Origin of the sequence: Micromonospora sp. LOL_023 (assembly GCF_048060115.1) — a bacterium.
In the GTDB taxonomy this organism is placed as follows: Bacteria; Actinomycetota; Actinomycetes; order Mycobacteriales; family Micromonosporaceae; genus Micromonospora_E.
In genome coordinates this window covers 36,115-49,071 of the sequence record NZ_JBHMIM010000044.1, presented here as the reverse complement: position 1 = coordinate 49,071, position 12,957 = coordinate 36,115, and the positions used below count along the sequence as shown (strand labels likewise).

The window sequence follows — 12,957 nt, the reverse complement described above, 5'->3', positions numbered from 1 at the left end:
GAGCAGCTTCCGCTGCCGGCGAACGTGTTGGCTCAGGCGTATCGCACGCTGAACGACCTTCCGCCGGACTTCGTCGCTACCGACGACTGGATCAAAGCTCACCTGGAGAAGTACGCCGACCATTGGGCACACATCGTCGCCGACTATGGAAAGGTGGACCATCCGGCCTCGGCGGTTGACACCAATGTCGAGGTCCAAGCCTGGCACGCCCCGGAGTTGACACCGACCGACCCCATTGGGTCGAGCCTGCGTGAATGGGTCGTCGACCGGATCGATCGCGGGCTGTACCCGGTGCCATACACCGACGACGACCCGGACGGCCTGCTACCCGGCCGGAACCGCGGCCCACACGGGGCGCGACTCGACTTCGTGGTCAGCCTGCCGGTGTCACGGTCAGCCAACCCGTGGACCACCGTGACACCGCTGGACCGGCTGCTGCGGATCGAGGCAGCCGCCTGGAAGACCGGCATCAGCTCGGACGAGGTGGTGGGCGATCCCGGCACCGACTTGGTGAACATCTCGCTGGACCTTGGCGCGGCCGAGCGGCCCTGGCGCAGACTCGGCTACATCCTCGATGTCCTTCGCCGGTACGGTGCCCGCCCGACGCCCGGCTCGTTCGCGGTGACCATCGACGGCGTCGACGAGAGCTCCGTGACAGCCGTCGGGGACCTGGTCCGGCGGCACTCCGACGTCCTCGGCCGGCTAGCCACCGATCCTGCTGCCGGTCGGATCCGCCAGACGCGCGGCCGTGATGGGCTCGGTGCTGACCCCATCGAGTCGGTCGACGGAACCCTGGTCCTGCGGATCTTCGACCCCTTGACCCTGGACCTCGGGTTGATCCAGGCCGAGGTCAAGATCGCATTGGGCCTGGTGCGGCTAGCCCAACGGAGCACCATCGAGCCGGACAGGGCTGGGCCGCCGGCCGGTGACCGGGCCACTGGCCGGCGGCCCGGTGTAGTCCGTTCAGCCGGCGGCTGGCGTCTCTACGACAGTCCGGACGATGCCGCAGATGCCTTCATGTCCGAGCTGTTCAGCGACATCACCGACCGCTGGCAGGCAGCTGCCTTGTTCCTGGTGACTCCCTGGCATCCGGGGCCCGGCCATGACGGTCTGCCGGTCGGCCTCGGCGCGGACGAGGCCCAGCAGCTCGGGCTCGCGGCGCCGTGGCGCGACGACGATCTCACCCACGCCACCGTCGAGCACCCGACGGTGCTGCTCGCTCTGCTGCAGCAGCAGGGCCTGCTCACCCCGCAGATGCTCGCCACGGACCTCGCCGGAGTCACCTTCCCGCCCACGTTCTGGTCGGATCTCGTCGATCGTCTCCGCGCAGCGCAGCGGCTGTCACCCTCGGGCGATGGCGCGGCGCTGGTCGCGCAACGAGCGCAGGCCGCCAAGGCCATCTGGGACGCGTTGCTCAGCAGCAGGCCGCTACAGGAATGGCACCTGTGGTTCAGAACTGCGGGGGAGCTCAGCTACCCGTCAGACGCCGACGTGCCCACTGCCGTCAGTGCCGCTCGGCCCGCCCCCGCCGTCAATTCTGTCCTGCTTCGCCGAATCGAACTGCCCGTCGGTGCGGACTCGTTCCTGGAGGCGCTCCGGGACGCCGCCCGCCGCCAGCGGGTCGACCTGCCGCCCGCGGCGGCCACCGCCCAGGGACTGGGCGGGTACCTGGGCAGACAGGCAGCCGCGGACCCGACAGGTGCCACGTCGACGCCGACCATCGGGCAGCTGATCGCCGCGGCATTGCCGCTGAGCATACAGCTGATCTTGCGACCCGACGCGGAGCTCGCGGCTCTCGCCGAGCAGCCGGGGTTGGCGGCGGCGACTGACCCCGCCGACCCGGCCGAGCAGACCCGACTCCAGCTGCGGCGCGAGGTGGCGGCCAGCATCGACCGGGGCGACGACGCTACCCGTCTGCTGTTGTCGTTCGTCTTGCGGCGATATCCAGAACTGACTGCGCATGACCCGATACTCGAAGTGTTGCGGGGGCTGACCCGAGACCGCGCTGCGATGCCGACCGCAAGCCAACTGCTGGCTGACCTGCTAACCCGGCAGGGTAGTGGAGTCAGCACCGCCGCCCCGATCGCCGTGGAGTTCGCGGCGCGGGTGCTAGACCTCAACATAGTGGTGACCTCGCCGGAAGGAACCGTTGCGTATCGGCCGCAGGCGACAGAGACCTTGCACCTGTGGCAGCACACGACCGGCTACGGCAGCTACGGCCCGCGCCCCGATTCGCTGAGGATGGAGGAGTCGCCGGAGATCTTCGACAGGGAGCGGGCTCGGATGCGCCTGCGGCTGGAACAGGGCCTGGAGCTGATCCCGCTGCGTGACCGGGTGCCGCTGGTCGAGGTGGACGGGATCAGCCGAGTGGCCGTCGATGTCCGATTCGAGATCATGCTGGCCGACAACGATGCGTACGCCAGCCAGCTGAGCCGGCTGCAGGCGGTTCCTGCAGTCGATGTCTCGTACACGGCGGATTCGATCACCATATCCCTGCCGGTGACGGGTCGGGATGAGCCGCTCAGCTGGGTAACCAGCTCGCTCGTAAGGATGGTCCAGCCGCAGGTTGTCCGCGTCGAGATCATCGCCCGTCCGCGTGACGGAGAGCTGGACGATGCGGCGGCGAGCCGACTGGACAGCCTGGCCGATGGACATGACGCCACAGTGCAGCGGATGCTGACTGCGGACACGGCGCGCGACGAGGACATGTCCCTGGACACCAGGATCGAAACAGGCGACGGGCTCACCCTGACTACCCATGGCACCCGGCTTCGCCCCGAGATCCTTCAGGCGCAGGCGCGGCTGGCTGCCGCCGGGCTGGCTGCCGCACTGCGCGGGAGCCGGTACCTTGACCAGGACCTGCCCCCGGACACCCTGCCGAACCCAGCCCGGGCCGATGCCGATTCGCGTGCGGCGGAGCTGCGGTCCGACGAGCCGTTGCGGCCAGGGCGGACTCTGCCGGGCCGTCGCCTGATCGACGAACTGTTCGTCGATCCGGACGACCAGCGGGAGGCCGCGGCGCTGTACCACCTCGGCTGGTGGCCAGGCCAAGAGGAATCACCGGTGCGCCCGGAGCGACGGGCGCCGCTCGACGAAGCAACCCTCACCAGGGAGGTACGCAGGGTCTCAGCGCTGGGCAGGGCAGCCTGGCTGGCAGGTAGGCCGACGGAAGCAGACTGTCTCACCCTTGCGCAGAAGCTCATCCGGCGGTTGGTCGGTGCCGACGTAGTCGGTCTGGCATCGCTCGTGCCGTACACCCGGGACGATATTGACCTGGACCGGAGGGCCGAGTCCTGGCTCGCGGACCGGCCGAGCTGGGATCGGGTGCAGTCCTGGGAAGCGGTCGAGGCTCAGTTGATCGACGCCGGCCCCGGGGCGATGGCCGTGGTGCTGCTGCGCCGACCGGGCCGTGCAGTTGGCCACGTGTATGCCGCGTACCACGACGTGGACGGTGAGGTGCACTGGCTGGACCCGGTCCGCGGCGACCGCGACAGCGTCTTCACCCAGGGCGCGCGACCTGAGCTGCTGGAAGCGGCGGCGGCGGCGCGGGGGTTGATCATCGACGCGGACGGAGTCGTGCTGTCCCCGGATCGGACCGATCCGGCGGCGGCCGAGTCGACGTCGATCGCGATGGCGATCGTGGACGCGCCACTCGGTGGGCCGTACCGGGGGATCGGTTTCGAAGCCGAGTGGCTGCTGCCTATCGCGTTGCCTGACGGCGCTGATGCGTACGACGCCAGAGAGGATGTCCTCGCCGAGACGACCGACGGGTCGCTCACCATCAAGGTCGAGGCTCGGCGGTTGTACGTCGCCGATGGGCAGTCGGGGGCGCCGCGCCGGGTGTTCATCAATTCGCCTGCGGACGGTCAGATCTCACGACGCCACGTCGCGCTGCCAGAGATCATCTCCGGGATCATTCAGAACTTCCCGGAGGAGCAGGGACGCATCGAGGACGCCGACGCGTTGTGGGAGCGCATGGCGGCGGTGGAGCGTCGGCTCAACGAACGGCTCGGCCCGGGAACGGGTCTGCCCGGGGTGCCGGCGCAGCCGCTCAGCGAGGTCCTCGACGGTCTCGGTTTCGAGGTCAGCGACTCGACCGCCAGGATGTTGATCGGGCCGACGCCGGAAGGGGAGCCGAGTGCGCTCCATGTCCACATCACCACGGCGGCGGCGACCGAGAGCCTGCTCGCGGGTCTCACGCACATCGCCGAGAACACCTGGCGTGACGCGGCGACGGGTCTGCCGGTCAAGGAACGGTTGATCGACGGACTGGCATTCGGCCAGGCCATCGCCCGGGACACCCGACGGCACTTCAGTGAACTAGGTCTGACACTCTCCGACCGGGTACTCGACGCCGTCCATGGCTTCCTTGCCCTGCTCTATTCGCATTCGAGTGCGATAGCCGCCAAGTATCAGAATCCACTGGTGCTGAACAAGCGACACAACGCCGCTTTGTCCAGGGTGGGGATGGTGTGGTTCTGGGCCGAGCTGCCGCTATGGATTCGGATGCGGCTGATGCTGAACGCCGACGCCATGATCGGCGAGCTTGGTGAGAGGATCGTCGACGAGGTTGCCCGGACGCAGCCACCGGCGGTACTCGACGGAGGATCAGTTCCCGGGTGGGCCACTGTCAGCGAGTACTTCAGTGCACCGCTGCGGGGCCGCTGGATCAGCCAGCAGGACGCGTTCACCGGGATGTCCGAATGGTCGCAGCTGGATTCGAACGCCGGCCGGTTGCGGGTCCCCGTGGGCGGGCTCGAGATCCGGTCGTACGGCTCGAGGTGGCTGACAGTCGCGCAGGCCCGTGAGCACGTCGAGCGGCTCGGGAACGTCTTCGCCGCAGCGTACGAGGAGGCTGCGGCGTACCCCGTGCTGCTGCGGGACGAGCCGCTGCCATCGTCGGATGCTCCGTCCGATGTGCACCTCGACGTACTCGTTCTCTATCAGGCGGTGGATCTCATCGCCCGCGGGGACTTCGACGCGGCGGTGCGCCGGGTCGACTCGACGCCGCAGGTGACTGCGGAGCTGGCAGGCAGGTGGGGCGCCGCGCTCACCGTGCTGGCCGACTTCGAGAAGCGGTCGAACGTCGATCGTCGTCATCAGCTGGGTGCCGACCTGGAGCGGATCGCCGACCACCTGCTCACCCGGTGGATCGACGCTGTCGTCGACGCACCGACCTGGCGGGACGCCGCCGACATGTGGATCGATACTCGCGATCTGTTCCGCGACGACACCGGGAAGCTGGCCGGCGAGCACCTGCGCGCGCACCTGCGGCACCGGGCTCACGATGCTTCGGCGGGCGATGTAGTCGACCGGATCAAGGCTGTCAGCGAACTTCTCAGAGCTGCCCGGACCGGTGCGGACCCGGCGGCGCTGCGGTATCTGACGGGATTGGACCCGGAGCGGCGGGTCGAACAACTGGCCTCGCTCGCTGAGCAGATCGGCCTCGCCTCGTCCGTCAGGACCTTCCTCAGAGCGCGGGGTATCGTGCTCAGCGAGTCCGAGCTAACCGCCCTGGACGAGGTCCGGCGATCATCAGGGTCGCGTCCGACGGGCGCGGCGCTGGCGGCGTGGGCCAGCGCGATCGCTGGGATGGCCGCAGGCCATGAGCCATCAACTGGCCGGCTGTTGCTGGATTTCGCCACCGATCTCGTGATGCCGACGATCGACGAGTGGCTGGCCGAGTCGGATGAGAATCTGGCCAGCAGGGGTTGGAACGCAGTCCGTTCCTACCTCACCGGCCGGGGCAGCACAATGTTGCCTCAGGTCGCAAGCCGGCTCGCCGGTCAGGTCGACGGCCCGGCTGGCTATCGTCCGGGCGACCAGGCCACCGAGCGGATCAAGGCGATCGTCGACCTGTTGGCACCCGGGCAGGCCGAGCGGGTCGCCCAGCTGTTGACCGCCCCGGACCCAGTCGAACGGCAGCGCGCGATGCGCGACCTCGTCGCTGCGGTGCCAGCGGCGCGGATCGGGAGCCTCGTGCCGTTGTTTACCTCGGTCGAGCTCGATGAAAGTGGGGTCAACGACATCGAAATGGTGCGGTCGATCGCCGCCCTGATCGATGGGGATGTGGACACGGCAGCCCGGATCGTCGATGCGGTAGCGGGTTCGCTCGACGGCCCGGCCAGGGTTGCCTGGGCGAGGTTCCTGGACCAGCGGATCAGCTCCCAGGGCATCGAGGTGAGCAGCCTCACCGATCCGATTGTCGACAGCAGCGTCGACCAGTGGTTGAACTCTCCGACCTGGGAGCAGTCGCGGGCCGCGTTCACCTCGATGGCGCAGGTCCTGAACCGGGCCGGCGATGGGGCCCGCTCCCGAGGACTGAACCGGGCGATCGAGCAGAGCAGCCACCCGTCGGACGATGATCGGGCCGTCGCCACCCAGGGCATTTTCCAGCTTTCCCGCGTCGGGCTCGAAGACGAGGCGTACGACTACCTGACGCAACCGGACCCGCGGCATCGCCGCTCACTCTTCCTCGACCTGCTCGCCGACCCGGAGGTGCCGGATCTGACGCAGCTGGTGAAGTTGACCCGAGGCGTCGACCTGGCCGGGGTCGAGCAGGTGGACGTCGCACTGCTGAACATCGTGATCGACCGGGCGGCCGGCAGCGAGGCGGACGTCAGTGGCAAGCTGCTGCTGCTGTGGGCGGAGGATCCGACGCAGGTGACACCTGACCACGCGGTGCTCGCTACGCTGGCGGACAGCCCGGATCAGCAGACGGCCCGCGCCGTGGAGCAGACCCGTGCGTTGATCACCGCGTTCGGCCCGGGAGACGACCTTAAGCAGGGCGTGGCGGGCGGCGTCGGGTCGGCGGTCGAGCGGTCGGAGCTCGCTGAGTTTCTGGCACCGCCGCCGGAGGCGAGTTCACCGCCAAGCCCTGATGGTGAGCTGCTGACCAGGATCTTCGGATCGACGGTGCCGGCCGGGGAGTTGACGTACCGGCCGTCGAACGCCCAAGCGGCATTCGACCTGCGGTCGATGACCCAGGCGCTGCTGACCGCGTCCGGTCTCGAGCCGCGGACCTCGGCCCCCGGCGACCGCGAGCACGGATTGGACAGCCTGGCCGGCCAGCTCGGTGTCACCCGTGCCGATCTGCCGTCGATCGGCTACCTGGCCGCACGGGCGTACGGGGTCAACGGCGTCACCGTGCCCAGGCTCGTCGCGGCGCAGCGGGTGCTCGCCAGGCTGGAGCGGGACCCGTCCGGGCCGGACCTGGTCGGCGAGCCGCTGGTCGAGCGGCTGCTCGCCGAGGCGCGGGCCGATGACGGCGACACCGACTCCACCATCCGGCTCATGCGGGTGCTCGAACTCGCCGCGCAGAGGTACATCGGGCGGCCGGGCATGCAGGGACTGGCGAGGCGGTACGTGCGCTCCGCGCGTCTGGTCAGTGAATCCGGCGTGGTCGAACCGATCGATGGTGAGGGTCGGATCTGGTGGCTCGGCGACGACGATGTGCCGGTCGGGATCCTCCCGGTGGACGGGACGCTGGTGGTCGCGTACGCGGCGGCCGCCGATCTCGCCCCGGCCGACTGGCCGGTGCCCGGAGGCGCCGCGCTTCTCGTGCAGCTGGCCGACGCCGTCCGAAGGGACGTCGAGGCGGACCGTTCGGTTCCGGTTCTGCTGGTTCCGGTGGCCGACGGTCCGGTGGAGATCGGCCCGATTCGGGCTGATCTGGCGGGGCTGGACCGTCGCGTGGGTGGCCTGGGTGTGTCGATCGCCGACCCGGTGGACCGCAGCGCGGTCAGGCCGGCATCCGACTCGTCGTCGGTCGTGACCGAGTCGTCGCTCGGAGCGCCCTGGACCAGTGATGAGGTGGGATGGTCGCCGGTCGCCCCGGACGGCACCCCGCTGAGTGTGGTGTCGGAGACGCTGGCTGACGGCCGGACCAGACAGGTGGCGGGCCGGCTGGCCGCCCCGGACAGGTTCGAGATCGTCGACCCGGCGACTGGCGCGACGATCTACCAGCTCAGCCGGGACACCGCCGGGGCAGGGTCGGTGACCTGGACCGGCGACGCACTGTCCCCAGCCGACATCCGGCACTTCTACCGGATTGCCCGGGAGGTCGGTTGGACCTCAGTGGACGGCCGGTGGGAACGGGCGAGGCATCGGGTGAAGCGGGCGGTGGGCTGGCGGACACCGCGCGACAAGGCATGGGAGTTCGTCCAGCGGGTCGTTGCCGACGGCCAACGGATCCGCGACGACCTCCTACTCACCGGCTTCGGCCTGCACCTGGCCACCGTCAACGAGCGGACCGTGCTCGTGCGCGCCGAGGTCGATGCGCAGGGGACCGTGGTGCGGGCGCTGCGGCCGTTGCCGCTCGACGAGGCGCTGCGTCGCGACGGACTGAGCTGGCTGGTGGCCGACCTGCTCGGGGCAGGCTGGAAGGTACGGCACGGGCCGGCTCAGGAAATCCACACCGAGTCGAAGCGGCTCGGGGTGAACGTCTTCAACGAGTCGGACACGGGCAGGTTCTTGGCGGCCCACGATGCGCTGCTCGGGTTGACGCATGCGCGGGAGAGCCGGTTGTTCCGGGTCGCCGACGCGGCGGTCGTCGCCGAGGTCCGCGCCGTCGCGCGTGACCGGTACCAGGTCCTGGTCAGCGGGCCGGACCAGAACGACCAGCGGCGCCGGGCAGAGCGGATCGAGGCCTGGCGCCAGATCGTGCACCTGATCGCGGACCGGATCGGTCTGCCGCCACCGGTGGTGATCTCCTTCGTGACCCGGGCCGGTGACGACGAGCACGCGTGGGGCAGCTTCCGCGGCAGCAACTGGCACATGTCGCTGTCCATCGACCGCTCGGTCGATGACGTCCTCAGCACGGTCCTGCACGAGATGCTGCATTTCGAACAGCGAGCTGCCGCCTACTACCGCACCACGGTCGACGCCGGTCACGATTCCGATGCGGACTCCGATCTGGAGCTCTGGACACCTGCGGCTGCGGCTGCGATCACGGACCGGGGTGTCGCCAATGCGCTGACGCAGCTCTGGCCTCCCGACGATCGGCTGCCGGTGGTCGCCCTGCGGCAGATCGTGGGCGACCCAGACAGGACATACGCGATCGACCCACAGGCTGCGCTCGATGACGCCGGGCGGGCCATGGCCGAACCGGGTTCGGCCAGGGCCGGCAGCCGAGTCCACCGACGGCTGCAGGTCGGCGAAGCGAAGTGGCATCGGACGCAGGACGAGCTGTACTCCGAGTACGTTGCCCGGCCGCTGGAGGCACCTGCGCTGCATCTGCAGGCCGTGTTCGATGCCGGTGGCTCGGTGCGCGACTGGAGCGCGGAACCGCGGGCGCAGGTGCCTTCGATCGACGGGTACGAGGTGGTCAGACTTGGCGCGGCCGGGACGTTCATCCGGCCGGTGGGTTCATCGGCGGAGCCGCCGAACCGGCTGCCCCCGCCGTCGAACCCGTTGGTGGTCGTGCAGGTGGCCGACCCGGCGCGGGCTGGTCAGGTCCTGACCGAGCTACGGGAGCACCTTCCGGACCATGCGCTGGTGGAGTTGATCACCGACGGGCCGACGACTGCGCCCTGGGCGTCGGCGGAGCAGGCGGTCGGTCTTGCCCAGCTGCTCACTGGCTCACGTCGACTGCTGCTCGGCATCGAAATGGTCGATCCGGACGGCCGGCTGGCCGACCATTTCGTCGCGTTCGGTCCGACCTTCATGGAATCGATGCATCCGTTCGCCGCCTTCTACCGGGTGCACGTCACGCCGGTCCCGCTCGGGCCGGACGGGGCCGTCCCACTCAGCTCCCGCGGTGGTCGGAGAGCAAGGCGATCCAACGTGGAGCTCCGAGCGGTTGGTGGGCGGCTCTGGGCCGGGGAACTCGACGATGCGCCCCAGATCGACGCCGGCGACCCTCAGGTGGTGATCGGATCGCCGTCGCGGGACACCCCGTGGCATCTGTGGTGGCAGGCGTTGGAGATCGTCCGGATCATCCAGGTCGCCGGCGGGGCCCCGCCCAGTCCGGGCGACGTGCGCGTCCACCGGCCGCAGCCGCGGCCGGTGGAGTTGCCGGACGTCGGGATCGGGTCGATCCACGACATCACCGACCAGGATCGGCAACTGTTCCGCGCCGCGTTCGGCGACAAGCACCTGCTGGATCCAGAAGTGTTCGCCGTCGAACGCCGGGGAGCGTCGTTCACCGCATTCCATGTGGTCGACGCGCTGCTGGACGCGGCGGGTGTCGATCCGGCTGCGACCGATCCGGCCACACTCGTCGCAGCCCTCTCCGAGCTCGCCAGCCGACTGGGCATGGACGATCCGGTGCTGCCGGCGCCGCAGCAGGCCCGGCAGAAGCTGTTCGCCGTCGGATTCGCGGCGGCCCGGGAGCACGGTGTCGGCAGCTTGACGCAACCAGTGCTGAACCGGACCGTCCAGCAGCTGTCGCCGGACCAGATCGAGGACCTGCTGCAGCCGGGCCGGTTCTCGGACGATTCGAGTGTCGGCAGCCACGGCGACTTCATGAAGGATTTCGCGGCGGATGACCTGGCGGAGCCGATGCAGGTCCGCGATCTGGTCCCGGACCCCGGCCGCGGATTCCTGGCCGACGGAGCACCGCTGATCATGCACCGCGACGTCGTCTCCGGGCGGTCGGTGCTGGCGCTCCTGTCACCCGATGACTGGGCGCAGGTGTCCGGCGGGGTGCGCCACCCGACGCTGGCTGATCCGGCAGCGAACCGCATCTGGCTCCCGCCCGGCGAGCTGCCCGCAGTCGTGGTGCACGGCGACGGCGAGTTCGTCCGCGTGCCGGTGGGCCGTGGCGGGCGGACGGGGCAGGTGTCGCTGACGGCGGAGCAGCTGGCGACGGTGACCGCGGACCTGCCGCTGGATCTGGCCCTGCTGACCTGCCGGGCCGGCGAACTCGACGAAGGATTCGCGCAGCGGTACGCGGCCGCGCGTGGCGGCACGGTGCTGGCCTCCCGCGACGACCTCTACGTCCCGTTCGAGTCGTCGTCGCCCGGGCAGCGCTCCGATCCGCCACAACTGATCACCCGGGCGGTGGGCGCGGCCGGGGCCGGGCGTTCCTGGGTGCTGTTCGTCGGCGGTGGCGCGGGTGAAAGCTGGGACACCCTGAACGACGTGACAGAAAGGGACATCGGGCGGGACATCGACTTCGACGGCTTCACTTCGACGGATTCCGGCGCGGACGGTGTACGGCTCGGTGGCGGTGTCGAGGACGAGGAGACGGTCCTGCTGTTCTTTTCCGACGACACCGCACCGGAGTCGGTCCGGGGGCAGGTACTCGCCTACGCTCCGAACGGATCGTTCCGGGTCGAGGTGGAGACCAAGACGTTTTACAAGTCCGGCGACCGGTACTACCGCACGGAGGAGGACGCACTCGAAGACGACGACAACGACGACCACCGGGTGGAGCCGGTGAGGCTCGGCATGATCGAGCGGGTCTCCTCGGTGTTACAGGTGCATCCGCACGAGGCGGGTCGCTACCAACCCGATCCGGTCTTCACGGCGTTCGCACGGATGGCGGCGGCAGTCGACACGATCCCTGGTGACCCCGGCTCGGGTCCGACGATCGCGTTGACCGACCTGTACCAGTCCGAGCAGTTGGTGTTCACCGAGTTGGGGCAGCGGACCTGGGTAGGGCCACGGCCGATCGGCGACGGCCCGGGGAACCATTTCCACTTCACCTTCGGTGTGACGTTCGGTGGGTTGAGGGAGTTCGTCCGGTTCGCTGAGCGAAACGTCTGGCGCGACCAGTCAGTGGGGTACTACACCAGGGACCACCTGAGCGACGGCATCGCGTTCGGGGACCGGGTCGCCGCACGGTTCACCGCGGCGGCGATGGACGGCGGATGGTTGCCCCAGGGCACAGCCACCCCTGCGGTCGACATGACTCGGGTCAGCCCCGGTGTCCGGCTGCAGGCACAGATCATCAGCGGATACCTTGCCCTCGTATACGACACCGTCGCTGGCCAGCTGCACAGCCTCGATCTGCCCGGCCTGAACAAGACCCACGTCGCGTTGCTGTCCCGTATGGAGTCGTTTCAGGTCGCCCTGCCGGCAATGCCGGCAGACGCGCGCTCCTACCTGGCGGCCGACGCCGGGGCGATCAAGACGCTCTTCCGGGAGATCTTCCTCGCGCGGGTGCCCGACCACGAGCGGCGCATGCGCGTACAACCGGGGCGCCTCGGCGACATCGACATCGGCGAGGGACCGGACTCCGTCACGGTCGACGAATCCCTCATGAGTGCGCTGGATCCCACTGCCCGACCCGTCCAACAGGTCGAGGTGATGGATGCGATGAGCACCGTGCCGAAACCGGACCTCGCCGACGGGACGCTGCTGGTCCCACATCTCGTCGTCGAGGTGCGCTCCCACGGCGAGCGGCACATGTCCACGGCCACGGCCCGGTGGCACTACCACACCATGGCCGACCTGCTTCGCCGCCAGTACCAGCAGGCCATCGGCGTCCCGGTCGAATTCCAGCGCCACGACGGCAACCAGTGGCTGAACTCGCCGCCGCAGATCGGGCGGGACCTGCGGTGGATCGGCAACAGTGACGTCCCGTCCTGGGCGGGCGACATGGCCGACGCCGCCGCGCGGATGGGGCGACCCCTCATCGTGCTCGGTCCAGGTCCGCTCGGGGACCTGCCCGACGGACAGGCCGCGGCTCTGGAAGGCCTGCTGTCGGCGGAGCCACAGCTGATCCGAACCGCGTTGTTCCTCGCGACCTACGTGCACCCCGACGTTCAAAGCCTGCGCAACTGGTACCGACTGACGATGATCTTCCCTGTCCTGGGGGACGAACTCGTGCCGACCGCCGACGGCACCGGACTGAAGATCCCCGGTGGGATGTGGCGGGCGATCGCCTTCGACAGCAGCGTGAGAGACAGCGCCACCCTCACCCCGGACTCGATCCACGAAGTGCTGACCTGGGTGGACGCCACGGCCCACCGGATCCGCGACGGGCAGACATCCGACTGGCGGTCGCGGTGA

Annotated in this window: 1 protein-coding gene (only partly in view); it reads left to right on the top strand. The window is 69.4% G+C overall.

Annotated features, from left to right (window positions below):
• Positions 1 to 12,957, top strand: the final stretch of a protein-coding gene (locus ACFHVL_RS22175; RefSeq protein WP_416630347.1) for a toxin glutamine deamidase domain-containing protein. 17,610 nt of this gene lie to the left of the window's left edge; the window shows 12,957 of its 30,567 coding nt (coding positions 17,611-30,567); the start codon falls outside the window, past its left edge; its stop codon occupies positions 12,955 to 12,957.